27 protein-coding genes and 1 tRNA gene are annotated in these 23,192 nt (G+C 62.0%); 12 read left to right on the top strand and 16 right to left on the bottom strand.

Annotated elements, in window-relative coordinates:
- Positions 1–201: 201 nt before the first annotated feature.
- The 5 genes from KHP60_RS21570 to KHP60_RS25910 all read left to right on the top strand — a co-directional run bounded on the left by KHP60_RS21570 (position 202) and on the right by KHP60_RS25910 (position 4,193).
- Positions 202–720, top strand: a complete 519-nt coding sequence (locus tag KHP60_RS21570) for a helix-turn-helix transcriptional regulator (protein WP_213566355.1) — start codon at positions 202–204, stop codon at positions 718–720.
- A 334-nt stretch (positions 721–1,054) separates the two neighbouring features.
- Positions 1,055–1,501 carry a DUF5681 domain-containing protein gene (locus KHP60_RS21575; RefSeq protein ID WP_213566356.1) on the top strand — a complete coding sequence of 149 codons (447 nt, stop codon included), beginning with the start codon at positions 1,055–1,057 and terminating at the stop codon, positions 1,499–1,501.
- Positions 1,502–2,444: 943 nt separating this feature from the next.
- Positions 2,445–2,615: a hypothetical protein gene (locus tag KHP60_RS21580; protein WP_213566357.1), complete on the top strand. Its 171-nt coding sequence runs from the start codon at positions 2,445–2,447 to the stop codon at positions 2,613–2,615.
- 136 nt (positions 2,616–2,751) lie between these two features.
- Complete coding sequence (locus KHP60_RS21585) at positions 2,752–2,931, top strand: hypothetical protein (RefSeq protein WP_213566358.1); 180 nt, start codon at positions 2,752–2,754, stop codon at positions 2,929–2,931.
- Between the two features lie 488 nt (positions 2,932–3,419).
- Positions 3,420–4,193, top strand: a complete 774-nt coding sequence (locus KHP60_RS25910) for a transglycosylase SLT domain-containing protein (RefSeq protein ID WP_213566359.1) — start codon at positions 3,420–3,422, stop codon at positions 4,191–4,193.
- A gap of 1,097 nt (positions 4,194–5,290) precedes the next feature.
- On the opposite strand, the gene KHP60_RS21595 is transcribed toward KHP60_RS25910, so the two are convergent.
- Together KHP60_RS21595 and KHP60_RS21600 are read right to left on the bottom strand one after the other, a co-directional pair.
- Positions 5,291–5,506 carry a hypothetical protein gene (locus tag KHP60_RS21595; RefSeq protein WP_213566360.1) on the bottom strand — a complete coding sequence of 72 codons (216 nt, stop codon included), beginning with the start codon at positions 5,504–5,506 and terminating at the stop codon, positions 5,291–5,293.
- A gap of 220 nt (positions 5,507–5,726) precedes the next feature.
- Positions 5,727–5,811, bottom strand: a tRNA-Leu gene (locus KHP60_RS21600).
- Positions 5,812–5,967: 156 nt separating this feature from the next.
- On the opposite strand from KHP60_RS21600, the gene KHP60_RS21605 reads away from it, so the two are divergent.
- From KHP60_RS21605 to KHP60_RS21615, 3 genes are read left to right on the top strand one after another with little or no spacing between them, the layout of a single operon-like run.
- Positions 5,968–6,549 carry a YqaA family protein gene (locus KHP60_RS21605; protein ID WP_213566361.1) on the top strand — a complete coding sequence of 194 codons (582 nt, stop codon included), beginning with the start codon at positions 5,968–5,970 and terminating at the stop codon, positions 6,547–6,549.
- A gap of 13 nt (positions 6,550–6,562) precedes the next feature.
- Entirely contained in the window at positions 6,563–7,063 is a 501-nt protein-coding gene (locus KHP60_RS21610) for a disulfide bond formation protein B (RefSeq protein WP_213566362.1), read from the top strand.
- A 60-nt stretch (positions 7,064–7,123) separates the two neighbouring features.
- Positions 7,124–8,206 carry a D-TA family PLP-dependent enzyme gene (locus KHP60_RS21615; protein WP_213566363.1) on the top strand — a complete coding sequence of 361 codons (1,083 nt, stop codon included), beginning with the start codon at positions 7,124–7,126 and terminating at the stop codon, positions 8,204–8,206.
- 72 nt (positions 8,207–8,278) lie between these two features.
- Here the strand turns inward: KHP60_RS21615 and KHP60_RS21620 are convergent, their stop codons facing one another.
- Complete coding sequence (locus KHP60_RS21620; RefSeq protein WP_162299152.1) at positions 8,279–8,848, bottom strand: HNH endonuclease; 570 nt, start codon at positions 8,846–8,848, stop codon at positions 8,279–8,281.
- 241 nt (positions 8,849–9,089) lie between these two features.
- Between KHP60_RS21620 and KHP60_RS21625 the strand changes: the two genes are divergently transcribed.
- The gene (locus KHP60_RS21625) at positions 9,090–9,587 is read left to right on the top strand and encodes a DedA family protein (protein ID WP_213566389.1); all 498 of its coding nucleotides are present in this window, start codon (positions 9,090–9,092) and stop codon (positions 9,585–9,587) included.
- A gap of 25 nt (positions 9,588–9,612) precedes the next feature.
- Here the strand turns inward: KHP60_RS21625 and KHP60_RS21630 are convergent, their stop codons facing one another.
- The 10 genes from KHP60_RS21630 to lptM all read right to left on the bottom strand — a co-directional run bounded on the left by KHP60_RS21630 (position 9,613) and on the right by lptM (position 19,397).
- Complete coding sequence (locus KHP60_RS21630) at positions 9,613–10,494, bottom strand: 3-hydroxybutyryl-CoA dehydrogenase (protein ID WP_213566364.1); 882 nt, start codon at positions 10,492–10,494, stop codon at positions 9,613–9,615.
- Between the two features lie 76 nt (positions 10,495–10,570).
- Complete coding sequence (locus tag KHP60_RS21635) at positions 10,571–11,515, bottom strand: electron transfer flavoprotein subunit alpha/FixB family protein (RefSeq protein ID WP_213566365.1); 945 nt, start codon at positions 11,513–11,515, stop codon at positions 10,571–10,573.
- Between the two features lie 15 nt (positions 11,516–11,530).
- Positions 11,531–12,280: an electron transfer flavoprotein subunit beta/FixA family protein gene (locus tag KHP60_RS21640; protein ID WP_213566366.1), complete on the bottom strand. Its 750-nt coding sequence runs from the start codon at positions 12,278–12,280 to the stop codon at positions 11,531–11,533.
- 102 nt (positions 12,281–12,382) lie between these two features.
- Complete coding sequence (locus tag KHP60_RS21645; RefSeq protein WP_213566367.1) at positions 12,383–13,090, bottom strand: rhomboid family intramembrane serine protease; 708 nt, start codon at positions 13,088–13,090, stop codon at positions 12,383–12,385.
- Positions 13,091–13,101: 11 nt separating this feature from the next.
- Positions 13,102–13,677 carry a cob(I)yrinic acid a,c-diamide adenosyltransferase gene (locus KHP60_RS21650; protein WP_213566368.1) on the bottom strand — a complete coding sequence of 192 codons (576 nt, stop codon included), beginning with the start codon at positions 13,675–13,677 and terminating at the stop codon, positions 13,102–13,104.
- 25 nt (positions 13,678–13,702) lie between these two features.
- The gene (locus KHP60_RS21655) at positions 13,703–14,155 is read right to left on the bottom strand and encodes an acyloxyacyl hydrolase (RefSeq protein ID WP_249689006.1); all 453 of its coding nucleotides are present in this window, start codon (positions 14,153–14,155) and stop codon (positions 13,703–13,705) included.
- Between the two features lie 299 nt (positions 14,156–14,454).
- Positions 14,455–14,646 carry a twin transmembrane helix small protein gene (locus tag KHP60_RS21660; RefSeq protein WP_213566370.1) on the bottom strand — a complete coding sequence of 64 codons (192 nt, stop codon included), beginning with the start codon at positions 14,644–14,646 and terminating at the stop codon, positions 14,455–14,457.
- A 146-nt stretch (positions 14,647–14,792) separates the two neighbouring features.
- Complete coding sequence (locus KHP60_RS21665) at positions 14,793–17,396, bottom strand: TIGR02302 family protein (RefSeq protein WP_213566371.1); 2,604 nt, start codon at positions 17,394–17,396, stop codon at positions 14,793–14,795.
- 474 nt (positions 17,397–17,870) lie between these two features.
- Entirely contained in the window at positions 17,871–19,139 is a 1,269-nt protein-coding gene (lysA, locus tag KHP60_RS21670; protein ID WP_213566372.1) for a diaminopimelate decarboxylase, read from the bottom strand.
- Between the two features lie 9 nt (positions 19,140–19,148).
- Positions 19,149–19,397, bottom strand: coding sequence for an LPS translocon maturation chaperone LptM (gene lptM, locus KHP60_RS21675; protein WP_213566373.1), 249 nt, complete (start codon positions 19,395–19,397; stop codon positions 19,149–19,151).
- A gap of 241 nt (positions 19,398–19,638) precedes the next feature.
- On the opposite strand from lptM, the gene KHP60_RS21680 reads away from it, so the two are divergent.
- From KHP60_RS21680 to tlpA, 3 genes are all read left to right on the top strand, one after another.
- Positions 19,639–20,901, top strand: coding sequence for a calcium-binding protein (locus KHP60_RS21680; protein WP_213566374.1), 1,263 nt, complete (start codon positions 19,639–19,641; stop codon positions 20,899–20,901).
- Entirely contained in the window at positions 20,843–21,274 is a 432-nt protein-coding gene (locus KHP60_RS21685; protein WP_213566375.1) for a hypothetical protein, read from the top strand. The genes KHP60_RS21680 and KHP60_RS21685 overlap by 59 nt, the downstream gene beginning before the upstream one ends.
- 134 nt (positions 21,275–21,408) lie before the next feature.
- Positions 21,409–22,065 (top strand): thiol:disulfide interchange protein TlpA, encoded by a 657-nt coding sequence (tlpA, locus tag KHP60_RS21690; protein WP_213566376.1) that lies wholly within the window; start codon positions 21,409–21,411, stop codon positions 22,063–22,065.
- Here tlpA and KHP60_RS21695 read toward each other — a convergent pair.
- From KHP60_RS21695 to KHP60_RS21705, 3 genes are all read right to left on the bottom strand, one after another.
- Positions 22,062–22,379, bottom strand: coding sequence for a hypothetical protein (locus KHP60_RS21695; protein ID WP_213566377.1), 318 nt, complete (start codon positions 22,377–22,379; stop codon positions 22,062–22,064). The two genes, tlpA and KHP60_RS21695, sit on opposite strands and share 4 nt — an antisense overlap.
- Before the next feature lie 189 nt (positions 22,380–22,568).
- The gene (grxD, locus tag KHP60_RS21700) at positions 22,569–22,904 is read right to left on the bottom strand and encodes a Grx4 family monothiol glutaredoxin (protein WP_213566378.1); all 336 of its coding nucleotides are present in this window, start codon (positions 22,902–22,904) and stop codon (positions 22,569–22,571) included.
- Between the two features lie 45 nt (positions 22,905–22,949).
- The gene (locus KHP60_RS21705) at positions 22,950–23,186 is read right to left on the bottom strand and encodes a BolA family protein (RefSeq protein ID WP_036362056.1); all 237 of its coding nucleotides are present in this window, start codon (positions 23,184–23,186) and stop codon (positions 22,950–22,952) included.
- Positions 23,187–23,192: the final 6 nt, after the last annotated feature.

Here is a 23,192-nt window from a genome sequence, read left to right on the forward strand (position 1 = left end):
GGACCTCGGTGTTGAGGTTCTCTACGCCAACATTGACCCGCGTGGTCCGGATCCGGTCAACCTGAAGAACGACGTTTGGGAAGGCCGCCTGCGCGTTCAGCGCGACTTCTAATCGGCTCATCCTGATTGGATCGGAAGACCCCGGTGGCAACGCCGGGGTTTTCTTTTTACTATTATGAACCCGCGCTTGAAGGGCGCTAAATGGCAGAGACAATCTTTGCTCGGATGATCTCTGAGAGGCGCAAGGACATGAACCTCTCTCTACGGGAGCTTGCGCGAGTAACAGGCATCGCTGCTTCAACAATCTCTCGTATCGAGAATGGACGCCTATCGCCCACGTTGGACATAGTGGCGAAGCTGACATCGGCACTCAACCTGGAACCCTCGGCTGCTAACCTGGATTCAAGCAGCGCGCTTACAACTCCGGAACCAGTCGCACCAAGTGAGGAGCCAAGACAAGACGGGCCTACGCAGGTTGTTGTCCACAAAACCCTCGGAAGTACTATTCTGCAAAAGGGAATTCGCCGCGATCTAAGTCGCATCGCTGCACGAAATGGCTATGAAATAGCCATCCTCGTAAAAGGAACCTGTGAACTCCGCACGAACGCCGGATTTAGTCAAACGTTGAGGCCTGGAGCGACAATCAATTGCAAGCTCATTGCCAAGCAAACGTACTTTGCTACAGCGGAGGAAGAAGCAGAACTGCTTTGGATCGGCTGAAAACGGGGTATCAACGCGCAGGTTTGAGGATCCACCGGAAAACACCTCAAGCAGATTTTCGTAACTCAACCACTGACACCCGTCGCTTCGGCCTTTCCCCGGTATCTAATGGTTTCATTCGCGCAATATAGTCAGACTGGCTTGCCCTGCGGCATTGCGGCCTGAATCCAGGCCAGCCCTCTGGTCGTATACTCGCAAGCAGTAGCCCCATAACCGCACCGGTCCCGCTCCACTGCCGTGCCCGAGGTGAAAAGCTTGATGACGATAAAAGGAGCGTGACGATGGAATTGACCTTTGAACAAGAACTGGCTCAGGCGACGGAAACGGGGCATTCATGACAGAGCACGCTCCCGTTACGCGTAAGAACGCGGAGACTACGCGGGGCAAGCCCTTCGAGCCTGGCAACTCCGGACGCCCGAAAGGATCGCGCAACAAGGCAACTTTGGCGCTGGAGGCTCTCCTGGACGGCGAGGCTGAAGCCCTGACCCGCAAGGCCATCGAGATGGCGCTGGACGGCGACACGACGGCCATGCGGCTCGTGATGGACCGGATCATGCCGCCCAGGAAGGACCGGCCCGTGCTGTTCACCCTGCCGAAGCTGGAGACGCCTGCCGATGCGGTGAAAGCCGCCGCCGCTCTCGTCGAGGCCGTTGCCTCCGGCGACCTAACGCCTTCTGAGGCAGATGACCTGTCCCGGCTCGTCGACCGGTATGTCCGAGCCGTTGAAACCACTGACGTTCTGGAGCGGCTGGAAAGCCTCGAAGCGGAAAGACTAAAATGAGCAGAACCCTGAAACCCCGTACCCGTCGCCTGGAGCAGACATCGGCTTCCAGTCAGGAAGTTCGTTGTTGGCCCATCATCCGAGCAGCTGACAGAGCCGATGCCGACCGGCAGATGGCGGCCCTGGAAGCATCGGGTGCTCTGGATGGCCGGGGGGATAATCCCTTCCCAATCGTTCGGGTCATCGCCCCGATCGTGAAGGTGAATGCCGCTGGGGTTCTGGAAGACGATAGTGCCAAGTCGTCATGAGCGACATGGATATTGCCGACAGCAGGGCACGGCAGAAGAAGAGAAGCGGGCGCTGATCATTGTGTGCGCCGCAACTGGCAAAGGTAACCTGTTCGAATGAGAAAGGCCTCCTCACCCGCCATTGTCTGATGATGAGGAAGCCTTCTTCTCCCGAAGACTCTATTGCGGAAGCAGACTTTGACGAGGCAACAATCAGCCTATGAGGCCGTTTCAGCTTGGCCCAACAGAAACCCTTCGCGCCTGTTCACGACGCGAAGGGCTACGCAACTGAGGGCCCACGCCCCAACCAACCGACCCTCGATCATATAATCTCAGGGCTATGATAGAGTTCCTAAAGCCAGGTCAAACAAAACCGGCTTGTGGCTTGGCCGCAAAATAATGAGTGTTCGACTTAGCTGTGGCTATGAGTGCGTGCCAATCCCAGTCGTCCTCATCCAAGCCTACGGCGATGAAATAGACGGCGGCGTAGGTGATGAGCAGTATTGTTGGCATGCCGAAGAAAGCGAGAGCTAATGGCGCTATTGGCACAGCGTTCGTGGATTGAGTGAATAGCTGAAACCACCATGGCAGGTTCGGGTATTTATAGGCTGCTCGGAACTACTTCATCGTCCAATCGGCATGCTCGGGTTCGCAGAACTGCCTATGCCTCGCAGTTCCTCGACCCAGTTAGGCGGGCTTAACGCACGAAAGCACGGATGAACGCGGATCTTCTCAGGGAGGATTCGGATGAGTGGAATCTATCGCCCAAGCCAAAAGGCACGCGCTGGGCGACGGACGAGCGGTGGATAGCCAAGTACGATGCTGCTGAGGAGATGCTGGATGCGCAACTCGTCATGGCAGCGGCGCGGCTGATGAAGCGGCTGTAGCGCATCAGATTTTGATCCGTAAAGCCTAGCCGGTGCTGCATGGATCAGCTCTGAGCGTGATCTCGGCTACAGAAAGCCGGAGAGATCCCAAGATAGAAAGGAGCAGTCATTCGGATTTGTTCACGGAGCCTGCGCGATGAATACCTGCATTTACTGCTGGTCCCGCTACATGAGAGCCATGACGTTCGCGGGGCGGCATCCCGACCCGTTGGCGCGCAGAGCCCTGATCCAGGACGCCTTTGAATGGCTGGACCGCTACTTCGATGCTGAGGATACTGAACTCGCCCGGCGCGAACATATGCCGGTATGGCGATGAAACGGAGCATCTTACAGGCGTGGAAGGGCCAGGTATTTCGTACGCCTGGACCCTACACGCAGACTGCACTCAGTTGACTGCATGCATCAGCGCAGGACAAACAAACCATCGGATGGCTATGGCGCAGGTCTACCCCGGCAGGTGGAAGGCGTTGCAGAGGCCGTCGAGGTCGAAACTGTAGCGGCGTGGCTGATGAAGCGGCTGCAGCTAGGAATTGCCGACCAGGCATTCGTTGCGGCGGAGATTCCTGGCTGTTCTGACTACCTATGTTGCCCCATTCTGCCGTTGAGCCTCGTGAGTTACTCTCCTAGACTCGGTTCCAAAATAACCTTAAATGACAGCGGGGGCTCGCATTGTGCAATCCACACCACGCCAGTGTCTGCCTAGTGTTTGGACTTCTGTTCCTCCCTGCTTCTGCTTTAGCACAGGTGCCTTCAGCCGATTTTCCGGATATTCCACTGCCTCCCGTCATTGAGGGCCTCTTCGGGATGCCTCAAGCCCATACACCCGGGCGGAAAGCTCATCTTGAGACAATCAGGCGTGAAGCCGAGCAGGTGGGGCTTCCTCCTGATGTCGCGGATGCGGTAGTGCAGGTCGAGAGTGCTTATGATCCTGGTGCTGTTGGAGGGGTTGGTGAGGTCGGCCTCATGCAGATCCGTCCGACAACGGCGGCCATGCTGGGCTACAGAGGCACGTTGGCCGGTTTGTTTGAGCCCGAAACGAACATCCGCTATGGCGTCGCCTATCTTGGGCGCGCGTGGCAGCTTGCTGACGGTGATCTGTGCCGCGCGCTCATGAAGTACCGGGCAGGACACGGAGAGGAGCGCATGACACCACTCTCGGTGGAGTATTGCCGACGCGTTCGGGTCCACTTGGCAGCTATCGGATCCCGTATTGGTGCCGGGGGTAACGCACTCAGCATTTCGACTTCGGCCTCATCGAATGCACCCAAGACTGCCCCCAGCGCCGCTGCCGATACGGCAGTCACCCCCCCACAGCTTGGCTCATTCCACCGGATAAAAAGCGCGGCGGTCAGTATCAAGGTTCTGCCCCCGCAGCGACCTATGAAAGGATTAAGGGTCGCTGTGGTAGGCGCGTTGACAAAGCCTTCTGCCGAAACACGCTCCATCGCTCTCGCGCAGGAGAAGGAAAAGAGGCGAAAGGCAAAAATCCGTCAGATGTGGGCTGCCCACGACGCCCGCATGCAATCCATTTCCGCGAAGTTGAGGCCGGAGAGCCTCCGGATTTCTACCGGCATCTGAACATTGCTGTTGTCAGCAGCGGCGCGGTTAACGGAGCGGCTCTGGCCGAGAGATTTCGAGGCGGCGGTCTTATACGCAGTCAGGCAATCACAATGCCAGGTTGATGGTTCATGGCTAACATTGTTAGTCAGGAACTAAATGGCTTCGATACGTCTCAACCTCACGCTCGCCTTCATCACTGCGTAGCCATGCTTCTGCGATCCCACGGGAAGGAAACCCTTTGGCGCGTATCTTAGGCGTCAGCTTCCCACGGATAGGGATGACGACCCGCCACTGTCTCTTAATTTGGAGCACGTAGGCCGGTGGGTGGTCCTGCCTCGTCAAAATGGACCTCCGAGTTCAGTCGGTAAGTCAGAGTATTCTGGATGGTGTTTTTAAGAAGTTAAGGCGGTGCGGTGAGGCTGACTAGCCAAGAGATTTCGATTCAGAAACCAGGAGGCGTATTGCGTTTCTCCTTCTGGCAGACGACCCTAGTGGGTCTCCAGTCGTCTTACAGGGAGGACGTCCGGTGCCCTGTGTCACTCGTCCACAAGCTCTGCTTCTTGGTGCTGTCGGACTTGTTGCACCAATCACTACGAGTCATGCTGGTCCATGCACCATCCAGATTGAGGCCGTCCAGGCCCAGGTGGACGCTAGGGCGGCGGCTATAGCGGGTGCTGGCCCGGTCGCGCGCGAAAGCACAGCGGCGCTGCTCCATCGAGAGCCCACTCCTGGCTCAATCGCGCGTGCAGAGGAGAGCCTTGGCGAGGGAGCCTCTATTACAAAAGCACTGTCGGCACTGGAGCGAGCGCGGGAGGCTGACCGAGGCGGCAACGAGGGGATCTGTGAACAGGCCCTTGCAGAGGCACGTCGCTCGATCGGTCCCTAGTTCCAGCCGAGCTCATAGGGCGGGCCAGACCGGCAGATAAGCCCCGATTGGTGGTTCTGTTAGGGATGCGTTTACCTTTCAGGCGCAGCCTCTTCGTGTGCCGTATGGCACGGTCGTTCTCCCTGGATGGCTGCACAGGCGGCCCACCTAGAGCGCCAGTCGAATGGGCGCTCTTTCTTTGCGGGCTCTAGCGACAGAAGACGGTATTCCAGAGCGGGCCGGAGAGTGGTCAACCCTCGCAGCGGGGCCGGACGAGCGGCTGAGCCCGGCTGACCAGCCAGCGCGGGCGCATGCTAACAACCCAGTAGCGAGCCGAGGCTTTGGCACTGAATAGGTCCATATCGCACTCGTTGGGCTTATGAGCGCGCGACCGGTCGTAGTGGAAGAGGTCGTCCTCGGCACGATGGCGGGCCGTTCCTCTATCGGTGGTGTTCTGCAGGCTCATGAGCGTGCCCCTGATCTTTGGGTCAAGACAACGGTAGAGCTTCTGCAGAGTTCCTCAGCAGTGACGACGGAAGCAAGTTCAGGAGGGCGTTCGCTCGCAATGGCGGCAGCGATACGAATCGTGGCAATTTTCGCTCCCGTGCCGACAGGGTGCCGAAACAGGCCTATGGAAACAGAAAAGGCTCCAGCAGGTAGAGCCATTTTCTTCAGCAATATCAATGTGGTGCCCCTGGCCGGGATCGAACCAGCACTCCTTGCGGAACTCGATTTTGAGTCGAGCGCGTCTACCAATTCCGCCACAGGGGCAAGGACCCGCGAACTACCATGGGCGGCAAAGGTTGGTCAATGCGAGAGATGTGAAGGGAAGCCGCAAGCCTGACCTCTCGCGTTTCCGGGCGCCTTGTGCTCAAAGGGGCGGGGGCGCGAAGGCCCCGATCCCGGATCTGAACCTGTCGGAACCCCATGCTTAGACGCCTCTACGACTGGACTCTCTCCCTTGCGGCCCGACCCTCGGCCCCTTATGCGCTGGCTCTGGTCTCCTTCTCCGAAAGCTCGTTCTTTCCGGTTCCGCCGGACGTTATGCTCGTGCCGATGATGCTGGCGCGGCCCGACAAGGCTTGGTCCTATGCCCTGATCTGCACCATCGCTTCCGTGCTGGGCGGCATCCTGGGATACTTCATCGGATTGGGGCTCTACGATTCCATCGGAGCCTGGCTGTTCCAGCTCTACGGCCTAGCCGAGGGAGCCGAGACGTTTCGGCACGCCTATGCCGAGTACGGCCACTGGGTGATCCTGCTCAAGGGCCTGACCCCGATTCCCTACAAGCTCGTGACCATCACCTCGGGCTTTGCGGGCTACCATCTGGGCTGGTTCATCGTGCTTTCGATCCTGACCCGCGGCGCCCGTTTCTTCATCGTCGCTCTGCTGATGAGCAAGTTCGGTCCGCGGATCAAATCGATCATCGACAACAATTTCAATCTGGTGGCGGCTCTGGCCATCGCGGCCTTCATTGGCGGCTTCGTCGCCTTCCGCTATCTCTTCTAGAAGAGAGGGATCGATGCAGATCGGCTTCACCATGCGGCAGGCCGCTCTGGCCGTAGCCCTGGGAGCTGCGGCCACAATCGGCGGCGCGCTCGTCTTCGAGCATGTCTTCGGCTATGTGCCGTGCAAGCTCTGCCTGATTCAGCGCAATCCTTATTATATCTCGATCCCTCTCGGCCTCGTGGCCGCGCTCCTGCCGCCACGCTATGCTCGTGCCGGCCTTTGGCTTCTGGTGCTGGTCTTCGCCGTCAGCGCTGGGCTCGGGGCCTATCATTCCGGCGTGGAGTGGGGATTCTTTGCCGGACCGAGCGATTGCGGCGGCGGCTCCGGCGCTGGCGCGGGCAATGTGGGCGATTTCCTGAACCAGTTGCAGAGCACTCGCGTCGTCAGCTGCACGGAAGCGGCGTGGCGCTTCCTCGGACTGTCGCTGGCGGGATGGAACGTGCTGATCTCACTGGCCCTGGCCGCGTTCGCAGCCAAGGCGGCTGCCGGCAAGGATCTTTATCCCGGCCGGTGAGGGCTTGCGTCGGCGTCGGCGACCCCGCTAGCCTTCGCGCAAACAGGATCGGGGACCTTCATGAGTATCCAGGCTCTCAAGGACGAGATCGCACGGCGGTTCGGGACGCCCGCCGTGGTGATCGATCTCGACGTGGTCGAGCGCAACATCGCCCGGGTGCAGGCTCTGTGCGATGCGGCCGGAATCGCCAATCGCCCTCACATCAAGACGCATAAGAGCCCGGTCATCGCCGCCATGCAGCGCGATGCGGGTGCACGTGGCATCACCTGCCAGAAGCTCGGCGAGGCCGAAATCATGGCTGAGAGCGGCCATGACGACATCCTGATCTCATACAACATCCTGGGCGAGGAGAAGCTGAGCCGCCTGGGCCGGTTGCTGTCGCGGGCGAGGGTCACCGTGGCGGCCGACAACCCCGTCGTCGTCGCAGGTCTGCCGCAGGCCGCAGCCATGGCCGGACGCGATCTCGATGTGGTCGTCGAATGCGATACCGGGCGCAAGCGGGCTGGTGTCGAGACGGCGGCGGAGGCCGTTGCCCTGGCCAGGGATATCGCATCCCGTCCCGGGCTCTCGTTTGCGGGCTTCATGCTGTATCCCCCGGAGAATGCCGTGGCCGAGACGCAGGCGTTCCTCGAGGCGGCCCAAGCCGGTGTGCGTGAGCACGGGCTCGAGCCGCGCATGGTCTCGTCGGGTGGCACGCCCAACCTGGTCAATCTCGGCAAGATCAAGGGCGTGACCGAACACCGGGCCGGGACCTCGGTGTTCAACGACCGCATGATGCTGGCTGCCGGCGTCGCGCAGCTGGAGGATTGTGCGCTCACAGTCTATGCGACAGTGGTCAGCCGCGCCGGTCCCGAGCGGGGTATCCTCGATTCCGGCTCAAAGACATTGACGTACGATACGGGCGGCCTCGAGGGCCACGGCCTCGTCCTCGAGCATCCGCAGGCCAAGATCGCCCGCTTCGCCGAGGAGCATGGGTTTCTTGATCTTTCCGCCTGCAATGATCGCCCCGGCATCGGCGACGTGGTGCGCATCGTGCCGAACCATGTCTGTGTGGTGGTGAACATGGTGGATCGGCTGGTCGCCGTGCGCGGAGATGAGATCGTCGGCGAATTGCCCGTTGCAGCCCGAGGGCGTCTGACCTGATCGGTTGAGCCATTCGAGTGATGGCCCCCGGCGGGGTGGAAACTGGGCTTGCCGGTTCTACGAGGAGTGGCTTTAAGGCTCCAGTTCGCTGTCCCAGTAGAGATAATCCATCCAACTGTCGTGGAGATAGTTCGGCGGGAAAAGGCGGCCGTTGGAATGGAGGTCATGGACGGTCGGGGCGAAGGGGCTCTGCCGGGGCCACATTTCCACCTCGCGGGGCAGTTTGTCCCCTTTGCGGAGGTTGCAGGGCGCACAGGCTGCAACGACGTTTTCCCAAGTGGTTTGCCCGCCCTTGGACCGGGGAACGACGTGATCGAAGGTAAGGTCCTCGCGGTCTCCGCAATATTGGCAGCTGAAGCGGTCGCGCAGGAAGACGTTGAAGCGGGTGAAGGCCGGGTGACGGGACGGTTTGACGTAGGTTTTGAGTGATATGACCGAGGGGAGGCGGATCTCGAAGGTCGGACTTCGCACGACCTTGTCGTATTCCGACACAATGTTGACCCTGTCCAGGAACACCGCCTTGATCGCATCCTGCCAACACCAGATGGACAAGGGATAATAGCTCAAAGGCCGGTAATCGGCATTGAGAACGAGGGCCGGGCAGGCCTCCGGTCGCACAACAGGTTGGACGTGTATCGTCACCTCACCTCCTCTTTCCGTTGAGAGAAGAGTCGTATCCCGTTGGAGTAGACTATAGGCAGTATGACACTGTTGTGAAGATCCAGGGCCATACGTTTGTGACGCACCCACAGGAAGTGCGTGTGGACAAATCAGGGCCGATTTCAGCGACTTAGCGCATCGTAAGGAAAGGCGGATCCGGCTTTCCGCTCCGAACGATGCGCTACCCGAGAGGAAGGGCCCGATGAACTTTCTCCAGCAAGGCTTGGCCTGGATCGAGCCCGCCATTGTGACTTATGGCGTATGGGCCCTGCTCATCGTCCTCTATTTCGAGTCTTTCGGGGTCCCCCTGCCCGGGGAGAGCGCCCTGATCGCAGCCTCGCTCCTCGCCGCGCGCGGCGATCTCGAGATCGGCCACGTCTTTCTGGCAGCCTGGCTCGGTGCTGTGCTGGGTGACAGCACCGGTTATCTGATCGGCCGCTTCGGTGGCCGGCCGCTCCTGAACAGGTTCGGCTCTGCGGTGAAGCTGACGCCGGAACGGCTGTCGAGTCTCGAGAATACGGCGAAGACCAAGGGCTTCTTCATGGTTCTCACGGCGCGCTTCATCGTCGTGCTGCGGCAGCTCAACGGTCTCGCCGCCGGGGCGGTCGGGATGCCCTGGCACCATTTCGTCCTGGCGAATGCCCTTGGGGCCATGCTGTGGGCCGGCCTCTGGAGCTTTGGGCCCTACTTGTTCACCGATGCCTTCAAGCGGATGATCTGAGGCTTAAGCCTGCGGGGCAAACTTCCTAGCGGGTCGGAACCGGCTTTTCGCCCCGGTAATCGTAAAAGCCGCGTTTCGTTTTCCGGCCGAGCCAGCCGGCCTCCACGTATTTCACGAGGAGCGGACAGGGACGGTACTTGGAATCGGCCAGCCCCTCGTGCAGGACCTGCATGATCGAGAGGCAGGTATCCAGGCCGATGAAATCGGCAAGCTGGAGCGGGCCCATGGGGTGGTTGGCGCCAAGACGCATGGCCGTGTCGATGGCTTCAACGGAGCCCACGCCTTCATAGAGCGTGTAGATCGCCTCGTTGATCATCGGGAGCAGGATGCGATTGACGATGAAGGCCGGGAAATCCTCGGAAACGGTCGATGTCTTGCCGAGCTTGCCGATGAATTCCTTGGCGGATTCGTAAGTCGGATCCTCGGTGGCGATGCCGCGGATCAGCTCGACGAGCTGCATCACCGGCACTGGGTTCATGAAGTGGATGCCGATGAACCGCTCCGGCCGGTCCGTGGAGGCCGCAAGGCGCGTGATCGAGATCGACGACGTGTTGGTGGCGAGCATCGCATCAGGGCGGAGCGACGGGCTGAGATTGTTGAAGATCTTGCGCTTCACCTCCTCGTTTTCGGTCGCAGCCTCGATGACGAGGTCGCAGGCGGACAGATCGTCATAGGTGCGAGCCGGCTTGATCCGCTCGAGCGCCGCCTGCCGGTCGGCATCGGAGATGGCACCCCTGGAGACCTGACGCGCCATGTTGCCATTGATCGTGGCAAGCCCGGCATTGATCCGATCTTCCGAGAGGTCGTTGAGCCGGACGGTGAATCCCGCGAGCGAGCAGACATGGGCAATGCCGCTGCCCATCTGTCCGGCCCCGACAACGCCAACGGTTTTGATCTCAATGCCCATCTGATCTGCTGCCTGAATCCAATCGCCAAAGGCGGCCGGGCAGAGAGGCCCGCCCGGTCCGTCACTATTCCTGACCTTATTGACCTGCTTTGGTCAACTCCTCCTTGAGTTCCGGCAGGATTGTGAAGAGGTCTCCCACGAGGCCGTAATCGGCCACCTGGAAGATCGGAGCCTCCTCGTCCTTGTTGATCGCCACGATCACCTTGGAATCCTTCATGCCGGCCAGATGCTGAATGGCCCCTGAAATGCCGACCGCGATGTAGAGGTCGGGCGCCACCACCTTGCCGGTCTGGCCGACCTGCCAGTCGTTGGGGGCATAGCCCGCATCCACCGCTGCGCGCGAGGCGCCCATGGCGGCCCCGAGCGTGTCGGCGATCGGCTCGATGTATTTGGTGAAGTTCTCCGACGAGCCGAGCGAGCGGCCGCCCGAGATGATGATGCGCGCCGAGGTCAGCTCCGGCCGGTCGTTCTGGGCGATCTCCTCGCCCTTGAAGCTCGAAGTGCCCGGATCCTCGGCAGCGTTCACCGTCTCGATGGCGGCAGAGCCGCCTTCACCGGCCACCGGGAAGGCGGCAGTGCGAACCGTGATCACCTTCTTGGCATCGGTGGCCTGCACGGTCTGGATCGCGTTGCCGGCATAGATCGGCCGCTCGAAGGTGTCGGGCGACACCACCTTGGTGATGTCGGACACCTGCATCACGTCGAGGAGCGCCGCCACTCGGGGCATCACATTCTTGCCCTTGCTGGTGGCAGGCGCCACCAGGGCATCGTAGGAACCGGCCAGCGACACGATCAGCGCCGCGGTGGGCTCGGCGAGCTGGTGCTCGTAAGGAGCGGCGTCGGCGAGCAGCACCTTCTCCACGCCCTCGAGCTTGGCAGCGGCTTCTGCGGCCGCGCGGGCGTTCGATCCGGCGACCAGCACATGCACCGGCGCGCCGAGCGCCGTGGCGGCGGAGAGAGCCTTATGGGTGGCGTCCTTCAGGTGAGCGTTGTCGTGCTCGGCAATCAGCAAGGTGGTCATTGTTCTTGGTCTCCCTTAGAGCACGCCGGCTTCGACTTTGAGCTTCTGGACGAGTTCGGCCACCGACCCGACCTTCACGCCGGCCTTGCGGCCGCCCGGCTCGGCGGTCTTGACCACCTTCAGGCGCGGGGTCACGTCGACGCCGAGCGTCTCAGGGCTCGTCTCGTCGAGGGGCTTCTTCTTGGCCTTCATGATGTTGGGCAGGCTGGCATAGCGCGGTTCGTTGAGGCGCAGGTCCGTGGTGACGATGGCCGGCAGCTTGAGGCCCACCGTCTGCAGGCCGCCATCGACCTCGCGGGTCACGTCGATGGAACCCTCGCCCACATTGACCTTGAACGCGAAGGTGCCCTGCGGCCAGCCGAGCAGCGCTGCGAGCATCTGGCCGGTCTGGTTCGAGTCATCGTCGATGGCCTGCTTGCCCATGATGATCAGGTCGGGCTTCTCCTGCTCGACCACCTTGGCCAGGATCTTGGCGACGCCAAGCGGCTCGACGGCCGCATCGGTCTTGACCAGGATGCCCCGGTCGGCGCCCATGGCGAGCGCGGTGCGGATCGTCTCTCCGGCCTGCTGCGGGCCGATGGAGACAGCGACGATCTCGGTGGCCTTGCCCTGCTCCTTGAGGCGCACGGCCTCCTCGACGGCGATCTCGTCGAAGGGGTTCATGGACATCTTGATGTTGGCCAGTTCCACGCCCGACCCGTCCGGCTTCACCCGGATCTTCACGTTGTAGTCCACTACCCGCTTCACACACACAAGAAGCTTCATTCGTCCGTCCTCACCAAAGGTCAGATCCGGCTATGGCTGAAAACCAGCCCTCCGGACATATAGGAAAAAGGCGGATGGACCCTAGCGGTCGACACCCGATTGTCAACGCGGCGCCTGCAGTTCCTGCGCCTGGACGCGGGCGAGCACGGGATCATATCGGCGGCGCATGAGAGGGATGAGAATAGCGCCGACAATGAAGCCGCCAAGATGGGCGAACCAGCCCACGCTCTCGTCTCCGCCGAGGAAAGCCGAGGCGAGCTGGAGGGCGAACCAGAAGCCGATGGTCCAATAGGCGGGAAGGTGCAGGGGAATGCCCTTCAGGAACAAACCCCAGATCTTCACGCGCGGGTAGAGGATGAGATAGGCCGCCACCACGCCCGAGACGCCCCCGGAGGCGCCGATCAGCGGGCGGTGCGGTTCCGTGGTGATGAAGGCATGGGCCAGGCTTGCAGCCGTCCCGCAGAGCAGGAAGAACAGGATGAAGCGGAGATGCCCCATGGCATCCTCCACATTGTCGCCGAACACCCAAAGAAACAGCATGTTTCCGATCAGGTGGAACAGCGACCCGTGCAGGAAGATGTTGGTCGCCAGCGTCACTTCAACCGGGACGAAGGGATAGCCTTCGGGGAGAACCTCCGTGCCGAACAGGACTGACGGAATGAAGCCGAGGCCGCCCACCACCGCGTCCTCGCCGAGAGGACCGTAGAAGGTGAAAAGATAGGCAATGACGCAGACGCCGATCAGAAATCGCGTCGCGAGCGGCGTCTTCATGTTCTTGAGCGGAACACCATCGTGAAGCGGCAGGAACATGGGCCGCTCCTTCAGCGGTTCTGACCGGGTACCCAGAGAACGTCGAGCGCACCCTTATCATTAACGTAACGGGACGCAACGAAGAGAAAATCAGAGAGGCGGTTCAGGTATTTCACGGATTCCGGAGATACCTTCTCATCCGGCTTCTCCATGAGTTCGACCACGAGGCGCTCCGCGCGACGGCAAACCGTGCGGGCGAGGTGGAGCGCGGCCGCCGCGGGCGTGCCGCCCGGGAGGACGAAGGAGCGCAGAACCGACAGCTCCGCGTTGAGGCGGTCGATCTCCTGCTCGAGGCGATCCACCTGTCCCTGTGTCATGCGCAGGGGCTCATAGGGAAGGGGCTTGTCCGTCTCGACGGTGGCGAGATCGGCACCGAGATCGAACAGATCGTTCTGGATGCGGCCCAGCATCGCATCGATCTCGTGGCCTGCGGTATGAATGCGGGCCAGGCCGATGCAGGCATTGGTTTCGTCCACCGTACCGAAGGCCTCGATGCGCAGATCGTGTTTCGGGCGGCGTCCTCCGGCGGCAAGGGCGGTGGTGCCCTGGTCCCCGGTGCGGGTGTAAATGCGGTTGAGGACGACCATGGAGGGCCCGAAGGTTGGGATTCAGCTAGAATGAATACCCAACCCGTGCGCCGACATTCGTCAAGCCTCTATTCTCGTCGGAGCAGGTTCCGCCATCGGACAGATGCTCGATGGTCGCCATCACGCTCCAGTTGGCGGAAAGCCGTACGCCCACCGAGCCCGATTCGCGAAACAGCGGCGAGCAGCCGACATCCTGCCGATCGGACAGGGGATGCGCGGAATTCTTGCCGTTATGGATAGCGCCGCCGAGGCTGCCTTCAACGAAGACATTGGGCGTGACGTCGATGGTCCAGGACAAGCCCGCATAGGCAAAGCTCGTCCGATCATCGAAGTTCAGGCTGCCGCCTACATGCGGCCGAGGGATGAAATAGCTGGTGAACAGGTCCGAGGCAGTAAACGGCTTTGCAAAAAGAATCTCGCCGGTGAGATTGGCCGAGCCATCACGTCCTTCCGTGCCCCAGGGATCCTGGGCAGACAAGCCAAAACGGAATTCTGACAGGAAATTCGGTTGAGATGGAGCTTGGAAGGAATTTGCTTGCCGCTTGAAGTCGGAGCCCAGGACGCCTGTCGATCCTACGAAGAGGACCAGAAGGCTCAAGCCTATGGCTGGACGGGTGTGCATTAAGAGATCCGTAAATCAATAAAAATTATGGCCATGAGGCTATGCCATTATGGCTAACGTTCTCTTAATACAAACCGTGGCGAAAAAGTGTCAATAAGGAGATCATCCTGCCATCGTGTGGAAAAGTGGAACCGGTTTCCAGGCCTCTCGCTGCGTCATGCGGCCCGCCACCAGATGACCCCCATGATGACAATGATGGCCAGAAATTGAAGCAGAACACGTAGTCGCATGAGGTGCTGCGACCGATTGGCATTGCCGCCGCGCAGCATGTTGATCAGGCCCAGAAGCAGCACGAATGCGACCGCCACCACAGCGATCGGCACAAGCAAATCAGGAAAACTCGTCATCGTGATTCCATTAGAAGGTTCGGGCGACCGTGGCCCGAACCCGGCGGAGAGGCAAGAGGCGCTTTGACCCCGGCGCATCGTGCCGAACCGACGCTCCGATCGTCAAAAAGCGGACCCGGTTTCCCGCACCCGGTGAAGCTCCAGCCTCAGTTCCGGCGCAGCAGCCGCTCGAAATAATCGAGTTCTTCCTGCGGCCGGCTGGGATCGCCCAGCTTGCGCCGCAATTCCTCCAAAATCCGCTGGGCGCGTTGGGCGGGCGACTGGCCCGCGCTGGGCACGTCGACGCGGCCGTCGGAGTAGTCCCTATTCCGCATCGGTCGGCCCAGGGGATCGTTGTCGCGCTGACCGGTCTGCTGGTTGCCCTGCGGATTGCCCTGGCCCGGCTGTTCACCGGCCTGTTCGTTCCCTTGGCCGTCGCCCTGCTGCATCTGCTGCATCTGCTGCGCCATGCCCTGCATGCCGCGCCGCAGGTTCTCGAGCGCCCGGCCCTGGGCGTCGACCGCCGGGCCGTCCTGACCTTGGCCCAGAGCGCCTTCCGCATCACGCATGGCCTGTTCGGCTTCGCCGAGACCCTGCTCGCCCTGCATGCCCATGCCCTGCATCCGCCGCTGCAATTCCTCCAGCCGCTCTCTCAGGGCCTGCTGCCGCTGCTTGAGTCCCAAAGGATCCTGGTCCTGGCCTCCTTGGCCGTCTTCGGCCTGCTCCTGGCCTTCGCCCTGCTGGCCCTGCTGACCCTGTTGGCGCTGACCCTGCTGCCGTTGGCCCGGGCGCTGCCCTTGCTGGCGCTGTCCGTTGCGATCGCCCTGCTGCATGCGCCGGTTCTGGCCGTCCCGGAAGGTTTCGTCGCGCAGGTTCTGCTGCTCACGCGCCATGTCTTCCAGATCCTGCATGGCCTGGTTCATCTCGCGCCCGAGCGGATCGGTCATGCGGCTGTTGGGTTGGGCGGTCTGCAGGTTCTCGAGGATGTTGCGCAGCTGCTCGAGGAGACGCTGGGCCTCGGCCACGTCGCCGCGGCGCATGGCCTCCTCCATCTGGCGCAGCATGCGGTTGAGGTCGTCCTGCGAGATCATCCGGTCCGGAGGCGTACGCTGGTTCTGGTCCTGCGACTGCTGGTTCTGCTGCATGCGCTGGGCGAATTCGCGCAGGAACTTGTCCATGGCCTGCCGCAGCTCATCCGTCAGGCGCCGGATCTCGTCGTCCGTCGCGCCCCGGTCCATGGCCTCCTTGAGGCGCTCCTGGGCTGCGCGCAGCTCCCGCTCAGCATCGGAGAGGCCGCCGTCCTCGATCTGGAGCGCCATGGCCCAGAGCCAATCGGCCACATCGATGAGCTCTTGGTCGGTCTTCGCAACGCGCAGGCGCTCCGTGCCAGCGCGAAGGCCCATGAACACGCCCCATTGCGGGGTGTATTCTTCCGGTGCGATCAGCAGCGCATCGAGCGCCACCTGAACGCGCTTTCGATCATCCGGGGCGAGCACGAGGTTCCGGCGCTGCTCGACCAGGGCCTTGGCGAGAGGATTGATGAACGGACGCTGCGGCAGGGTGAAGGCGATCGTCTCGCTAGTCGCCTCCTGGCCCGCCTCGTCCTTGGCCTTGAGCCTGATGGTCACCGGGGCTCCGGCCCAGGCATGGTTCGTGAGGTCGACCGGTGACTTGGTGTCCGGGGCGTTCTCCTCATGGCTCGGGAGAGCCAGGGTGAGCTGCGGGGCCGGGACGAGAGAGCGGCCCTTGCTGTTGTCAGCCTTCTCCACGATCCCTTCGAGGGAGGTGATGCCATAATCGTCCTTGCCCTTGTAGCTCAAGGTGAAGGTGCCGCGCGCATTGACTTCGGGCGGCATGGTGAAGGCGATTTCCGGCAGCCGGTCGGGAATGGCCTCGATGGTCAGGGTCACACTGTTGGCAAAGCCCGTGCTGACCGTCAGTTCGCTCGAGCCATCGAGCTTGAAGCGTTCCTCGCGCATGTCCGTGCGCTGATTGGCCTTGGGAGGCAGAGGCGTCAGGCCCTTGCCCGGCTTGACCTCCGCGCTGCCCTCGCCGGCGATCCGGACGACGACGGTCGAGTGGATCGGCGCCCGCAGGCTTTGCCCGCGGGCCAGGTCGATCATCAGCGGCGGGGTGCGGGTGTAAAGGGGTGGGTCGATCCATCCGTCGATCCGGAAGGACGGGGAGGCGGTCTCGATCCTCCGCCAGTCGAAGGCCGCGGCGAGCCGCGAGCCGATCTCGGGTCCCGCCACGAAGGCGCTCGTCACCAGGGCGAGAAGGCCCGCAGCCCGCAAGGCATAGCGGTCGCGCTTCGCCATATTGGGCTGCGGCAGGCCGACGCGCATGCGGCCGACGGCTTCTTCCGCGCGCTTGCGATGAAGCGCCCAGAGAGCCTTGGTGCCGGGATCCGTCGAGCCGAGGGCAAGCGTATCGTCGAGAACGCGGGCCGGGCCGTGGCTCAGGCCCGTTTTCCGGTCGAGGCGGTCGAGTGCGCGCGTCCGGGTCGGCATGCGCAGGCGTAGCAGAGGCCAGAGCGACAGAAGAAAAGCCGCCGTGAACAGACCCAAGCCGATGGTGCGCCACAGGGGCGGGGCATCGAGCCAGAGGCCGAGCCAAGACAGGGTGAAGAACAAAAGGACAATGGCGAACGGCAGCCAGAGCCGGGGCCAGGCTTCCTCCCACCAGAGGGACCAGCGGGCATGCGCGACCAGACGCCCGAACCGCTGATTCAGGGGACTGCGCCCAGGCGTCGGGTTCGGGCCTTCGCTCATGCCAAACATCTCCCGCTGCACGAATGTGCAGATAACCCCCACAAAAAAGCTAGCACGCATGCTCTGGATGACCAGCGGTCAATTGCGCGCGGAGCTTCAAGAAGAGGTGACCGCTCGAAAATCCTAATCGTTCAGGCGGAGCCTTGTTCGATGCGAATTGAAAGTCCGGTCCAGGGAGGGCCGGGGTCGTTGGTCCTCACGACGCTCTCCGAGATCGGCTCAGAAAGGGGCATAGCTCTCGAAACCCATCGCCCCACGAACCTCGGGCTTGCCCGAGGCGGGCTCTTAGTCTGCCGCAAGTCGGTTGTTTTCGACTTGCGGCACGGAGGAGGGGGAGGCGGGGGGGACCCGTCCGTTACGGCCGTCCCGATGCTGTGAAGCGCCGCGCTGTTCAAACCGGGATCACCGGCACAGGGCCGGTGACGACGGGGAAGGGCGAGCATGAACAATCTTCATCAGGCGCGCCGCCGCTTTTCAGTCCAGCCAGCCCGGAACCCGGTCGAGCCCGATCAGCTCCTCATAAGCCGGGCGCGGGCGCACCACCGCGTGCTCCTCGCCGCGGACGAGCACCTCGGGCACCAGAAGCCGCGTGTTGTAGGTGTTGGCCTGAACCGCCCCATAGGCGCCGGCCGTCATGATGGCGATGAGGTCGCCCGCTTTAACGGCCGGCATGTCACGGGAGAGGGCGAGGTAATCGCCGGTCTCGCAGACGGGACCGACCACGTCGGCGACGACGTGCGGTGTATCGGGAGATGCCTCCTCGACCGGCTTGATATCGTGATGGGCCTCGTAGAGCGTCGGGCGGATGAGGTCGTTCATCGCCGCATCGACGATCACGAAAGGTTTGTCGGCGCCCTGCTTGACGTAGATCACCCGGGCGACGAGCACGCCCGCATTGCCGGCGATCATGCGGCCCATCTCGAACACGAGCTTGAGGCCGAGATCCTTGGTATGGCGCTTGATGATCGCCGCATAGGCCTGCGGATCGGGCGGAGGCTCATTGTCCTCGCGATAGGGCACGCCAAGGCCGCCGCCGAGATCGATGTGATGCAGCTTGTGCCCGGCGGCCATCAGATCGCGGGCGAGTTCGGCGAGAAGGGCGGTCGCGTTGTCGTAAGGCGCAAGATCCGTGATCTGGCTGCCGATATGCATATCGACGCCCGTGACCTCGATCCCCTCGAGCGCCCCCGCCCGGGCATAAACCTCGCGGGCGCGGGCGATGGGAATGCCGAACTTGTTCTCGGACTTGCCGGTTGAAATCTTGGCGTGGGTCTTGGCGTCCACGTCCGGGTTGATGCGGATCGAGACCGGTGCGCGCACGCCCTTGGAGACCGCGACCTCGGAGAGCGCCTCGAGTTCCGGCTCCGATTCCACGTTGAAGCAGAGGATTCCGCTCTCGATCGCGAAGGCCATCTCGGGCCTCGTCTTGCCGACGCCGGAGAACACGATGCGCTCGCCCGGCACGCCGGCGGCCAGCGCGCGGCGCAGCTCGCCCTCGGAGACGATATCCATGCCGGCGCCAAGACGGCCGAGGGTCCTGAGCACGGCCTGATTGGAATTGGCCTTCATGGCATAGCAGACGAGGGCATCCGTATCGGCGAAAGCCTCGGCAAAGACCCGGTAGTGCCGCTCCAGGGTGGCCGAGGAATAGCAATAGAACGGAGTGCCGACCTCATCGGCGAGGCGGCGCAGATCGACGTCCTCCGCGTGGAGGACACCGTCACGATAGGCGAAATGGTGCATCGAAAAAGCCTAAAGCAGCGGATCGAGGATAAAGGGCTTGTTCGGAATCGTGTAGCCCCGGTTCGGCTGGGAGCGGGGCGTGCCGACCGGAGAGGGCAGGGTGGCGTCGCTCGTCGGGGCCTGTGTCTGGGTCTCGGCCGCCTGCGCCGAGGCGTCCGGCGGCGGCTCGAGCGCGCCGCGTCGGCCGCAGGCGGTCAGACCGAGAGCAAGAAGGCCGCAAACCAGGATGGCGCGAGGGAAGGTCAGGCTGGACGACATAGAGAGCTCCGAAACGTGGCCGCACCATAACGGCAAGCGTTGCCGGATGCGAGAGGCAAAGCGGGCCTGATCAGCCCTTAAGTCGAGCTGAGGAAGGAATCGCATTGTAAATATTCCGTAAGGTAAGAAATGCTGGAGCGTATCGTTTTCCCGCACGTTATAGCCAATCCTGAAGGCATTGAAATAACATATAGAAAGGCGACTTCAGGGCCTTCAACGAGAGGGGTGTGGAGAGACCGACATGCCAACAAGATACGACGAACTTCGCTTGGTCATCTTGGAAGACGGCGACACGGATTTCGCCCTTACGCCAGCCGACGAAGCGTTCAACGTCCTGGGTAATGCTGACGCAAATACGATCACGGGCAACGCATTCGACAATATCCTGAATGGCGGCGCCGGTGCCGACAATCTCAGCGGCGGCGGCGGCAACGATACTTATGTTGTCGATGAGGAGGGCGATGTCGTCACGGAACTGGACAATGGCGGCACGGATACGGTTCGCTCGAGCGTGAGCTTCTCCCTGACGGCCGGGGCTGTCTTCGTCGAAAACCTTGTCCTGATCGGCAGTGCGGAGATCAGCGGCACCGGCAATGGGCTTGCCAATGCCATGACGGGCAACGAGGCCGCTAATACCCTTGATGGTGCAAGCGGCAACGACGTCCTGTTCGGCGGCGGCGGCGGTGACGATCTCGTCGGCGGCGAAGGCGACGATCGCCTTGATGGCGGTACCGGTGCCGACGAAATGTCAGGCGGTACCGGCAACGACACCTATGTGGTCAATGATCAGAATGATGCGATCACGGAGGGATCCGCCGCAGGAACAGATACGGTCAGCGCTTCGATCACCTATTCCATCGCAATGCAGGCCAATCTCGAAAACATCGTTCTTACCGGGACAGCCAGCCTCAACGCGACCGGCAATGCCAACAGCAACAGCCTGATCGGCAATGCGGGCGTCAACGAACTCATCGGCGATGCCGGCAATGATTCCCTGGACGGTGGCGCAGGCGCAGATCGCATGAACGGCGGCGTCGGTAACGACACCTATACCATCGACAATGCCGGAGACGTGATCGTCGAGAGCGAGGGTGTCGACACGGTCGTGTCGTTCCTTGCCGAATATACTCTGGCGGCTGGACTCGAGAACCTCCAGGCCGGCGGTACGGGAGCCGTCAACCTCACCGGTAATGCAGTTGCCAATGTGCTCACCGGCAACAGCGGCGCCAACATTCTGAATGGCGGCGCTGGCGTGGACACCATGACGGGCGGTTCGGGAAACGACATCTACCTCGTCGACAGCGCATTCGAGATCGTCACCGAAGCGACCGGCGGCGGCATCGACACGGTGCGGGTTTCGACCAGCTATTCGCTCGCCGCCACTGCCGAGGTGGAATTCCTTACCTCGGACACGAACGCGAACGTGCGGCTGGGCGGTTCGGAGCTTGCCAATACGATCGTCGGCGGAAACGGTCGCGACGTGCTTCGGGCTGGGTGGCAATGACGTCCTCGACGGCGGTCGCGGGCGGGACGACCTGCGCGGCGGGATCGGCCGGGACTCCTTCAGGTTCGACGATCATCCTACGCGCACGACCGTCGATAGGGTCCTCGACTTCAATGTCCGCTATGATTTCGTTGTGCTCGACAACGCGATCTTCAGCAAACTCGGACGCGGTTCGGAAGGCGTTCCGGGAAAGTTGAATGCAGCCTACTTCCGCATCGGCGATCGCGCACTCGATTCAAATGATTACCTCATCTACAATCCCGTGACGGACGATCTGATATTCGACTCGAATGGCTCGCGCGCGGGCGGCATCTTGAAGATCGCGGACTTCAACAATGTCCGACTGACGGCCGCCGACATCCTCATCATCTGATTCGATCATGGACCCTGGCGGGCTTACTGCCAGGGTCCATGACTGAGCCAAGCTTACGGGATCGTGAAGGCCATGATGACGTCGGGCGCCCTGCGGGGCTTGAGGTCGGCCGCGAAAAGCGTCACATCCACCTCATGTCGACCTCCAAACCGCAACCCCATCGAAGCCGCCTTTGGCTCGCTGGCCCGGCCGCCCTGGCCCTGATCTGTATAGGCGCCGTCTGGTACGGCCTTGCGCCCTTAGACCCCATGGTGGCCGGCGTTGCCGAATGCCGCGCCTCGAAGCCCACGGCCGATCGGCTGAAGCCGCTGGCCAAGGGCGAGGTGGCGGCCGTCGGCGTGAGCAATGCTCCGAAGCCGCCGCCGGTCATTGCCTTCACCGGCCCCGAGGGGCAGCCGATGAGCCTGTCCGACTTCAAGGGCAGGACGATCTTGGTCAATCTCTGGGCGACCTGGTGCGTGCCCTGCCGTGAGGAAATGCCCGCCCTCGACAAGCTGCAGGCCGAGCTGGGCGGCCCCGATTTCCAGGTCGTCGCCATCAATGTCGACACCCGCAACCTTGAAAAGCCCAAGGCTTGGCTGCAGGATAACGGCATCAAAAACTTGGCCTATCATGCCGATCCGGAGGGCAAGCTGCTGCAGGTGCTGCAGAAATCCGGCCATGTGGTCGGCTTGCCGACCACCTTCGTGGTCGATGCCTCGGGCTGCGAGATCGCCCTGCTCAAGGGTCCGGCCGAATGGGCCTCGCCCGATGCCGTCACCTTCATGAAAACGGCTTTGGGTCGATCCTAAGCCGGAAAGGCGCCGCCGCCGTCCGGAACGCCGATCGTGCCGGAAAAGGCCGGCTTCGAGAGCCGCCAGGGGCGGTCCATGGCCTGCCGGGCCTCGCCGCGCTCGAGCCGGCGCGGAGTGCCGTCCGCCAGAATCTCGTCGATCACCAGAAAGCCCAGCACCTGCAGCATGACGGCGGCCATTTTGGTGGATCGGTCATCCGCCCGGATGGACAGGGAGCCGGCAGCATAGATCCGCTCCATGAGGCTCCTGGGATGATGAGCCACGGGCTTGCGTGGCTTGAATGCGACGACATTCGGTTCGGGTTCGATCATGGTACAGCCCCTTCTCACCGCTCCTTATTATTCTGTGATGAGCGGCCTTTCTGTTGAGTTCAGCACACTTCCAGTGTGCCGGAAACTGAGCCGTTTGAGGAATGCGACATAAGACGCTCCCTTGGCGGGCGCCTCAAAACGCAAAAGGCGGAGCTTTGCCCCGCCTCGATCTCGTCAGTCGGTAGGTTCTCAGGCGCTCTGCTGAACCTGGATGCCCTTGTCGATGAAGAGCTGCTGCAGCTCGCCGGCCTGGAACATCTCGCGGGTGATGTCGCAGCCGCCGATGAACTCGCCCTTCACGTAGAGCTGGGGAATGGTCGGCCAGTTGGAATAGTCCTTGATGCCCTGCCGCACGGTCTCGTCCTCGAGCACGTTGACGCCCTTGTAAGGCACGCCGAGGTAGTTGAGGATCTGGACCACTTGCCCCGAGAACCCGCACATGGGGAATTGCGGCGTGCCCTTCATGAACAGCACGACGTCGTTGGACTTCACTTCGTTGTCGATGATCTGGTTGGCGTCAGCCATGGAATTCTCCTTCTTCCCGACGGTCAAGGCGTCGGGGTTCGTGTCTCAATTGTCGGGTGCCACGGTCGTCAATGCAAGGGCATGAAGCACGCCCCCCATGCGTCCTTGCAGCGCCGCATAGACCATCTGGTGCTGCTGGACCCGTGATTTGCCCTTGAAAGCCGAGGACGTGACGGTGGCGGCGTAGTGGTCGCCGTCGCCCGCCAAATCCTTGATCTCCACGACCGCATCCGGCAGGGCGGCTTTGATCATGCTCTCGATATCATGGGCATTCATTGGCATGGATCA

The sequence above is a fragment of the Microvirga sp. 3-52 genome (assembly GCF_018383585.1).
Taxonomy (GTDB): domain Bacteria; phylum Pseudomonadota; class Alphaproteobacteria; order Rhizobiales; family Beijerinckiaceae; genus Microvirga.

Bases quoted from the DNA above. Each gene is read 5' to 3' on its own strand.
- KHP60_RS21570 (WP_213566355.1), top strand. From the start codon at position 202: ATGGCAGAGACAATCTTTGCTCGGATGATCTCTGAGAGGCGCAAGGAC.
- KHP60_RS21575 (WP_213566356.1), top strand. From the start codon at position 1,055: ATGACAGAGCACGCTCCCGTTACGCGTAAGAACGCGGAGACTACGCGG.
- KHP60_RS21580 (WP_213566357.1), top strand. From the start codon at position 2,445: ATGAACGCGGATCTTCTCAGGGAGGATTCGGATGAGTGGAATCTATCG.
- KHP60_RS21585 (WP_213566358.1), top strand. From the start codon at position 2,752: ATGAATACCTGCATTTACTGCTGGTCCCGCTACATGAGAGCCATGACG.
- KHP60_RS25910 (WP_213566359.1), top strand. From the start codon at position 3,420: ATGCCTCAAGCCCATACACCCGGGCGGAAAGCTCATCTTGAGACAATC.
- KHP60_RS21595 (WP_213566360.1), bottom strand. From the start codon at position 5,506: ATGAGCCTGCAGAACACCACCGATAGAGGAACGGCCCGCCATCGTGCC.
- KHP60_RS21605 (WP_213566361.1), top strand. From the start codon at position 5,968: ATGCTTAGACGCCTCTACGACTGGACTCTCTCCCTTGCGGCCCGACCC.
- KHP60_RS21610 (WP_213566362.1), top strand. From the start codon at position 6,563: ATGCAGATCGGCTTCACCATGCGGCAGGCCGCTCTGGCCGTAGCCCTG.
- KHP60_RS21615 (WP_213566363.1), top strand. From the start codon at position 7,124: ATGAGTATCCAGGCTCTCAAGGACGAGATCGCACGGCGGTTCGGGACG.
- KHP60_RS21630 (WP_213566364.1), bottom strand. From the start codon at position 10,494: ATGGGCATTGAGATCAAAACCGTTGGCGTTGTCGGGGCCGGACAGATG.
- KHP60_RS21635 (WP_213566365.1), bottom strand. From the start codon at position 11,515: ATGACCACCTTGCTGATTGCCGAGCACGACAACGCTCACCTGAAGGAC.
- KHP60_RS21640 (WP_213566366.1), bottom strand. From the start codon at position 12,280: ATGAAGCTTCTTGTGTGTGTGAAGCGGGTAGTGGACTACAACGTGAAG.
- KHP60_RS21645 (WP_213566367.1), bottom strand. From the start codon at position 13,090: ATGTTCCTGCCGCTTCACGATGGTGTTCCGCTCAAGAACATGAAGACG.
- KHP60_RS21650 (WP_213566368.1), bottom strand. From the start codon at position 13,677: ATGGTCGTCCTCAACCGCATTTACACCCGCACCGGGGACCAGGGCACC.
- KHP60_RS21660 (WP_213566370.1), bottom strand. From the start codon at position 14,646: ATGACGAGTTTTCCTGATTTGCTTGTGCCGATCGCTGTGGTGGCGGTC.
- KHP60_RS21665 (WP_213566371.1), bottom strand. From the start codon at position 17,396: ATGAGCGAAGGCCCGAACCCGACGCCTGGGCGCAGTCCCCTGAATCAG.
- lysA (WP_213566372.1), bottom strand. From the start codon at position 19,139: ATGCACCATTTCGCCTATCGTGACGGTGTCCTCCACGCGGAGGACGTC.
- lptM (WP_213566373.1), bottom strand. From the start codon at position 19,397: ATGTCGTCCAGCCTGACCTTCCCTCGCGCCATCCTGGTTTGCGGCCTT.
- KHP60_RS21680 (WP_213566374.1), top strand. From the start codon at position 19,639: ATGCCAACAAGATACGACGAACTTCGCTTGGTCATCTTGGAAGACGGC.
- tlpA (WP_213566376.1), top strand. From the start codon at position 21,409: ATGTCGACCTCCAAACCGCAACCCCATCGAAGCCGCCTTTGGCTCGCT.
- KHP60_RS21695 (WP_213566377.1), bottom strand. From the start codon at position 22,379: ATGATCGAACCCGAACCGAATGTCGTCGCATTCAAGCCACGCAAGCCC.
- grxD (WP_213566378.1), bottom strand. From the start codon at position 22,904: ATGGCTGACGCCAACCAGATCATCGACAACGAAGTGAAGTCCAACGAC.
- KHP60_RS21705 (WP_036362056.1), bottom strand. From the start codon at position 23,186: ATGCCAATGAATGCCCATGATATCGAGAGCATGATCAAAGCCGCCCTG.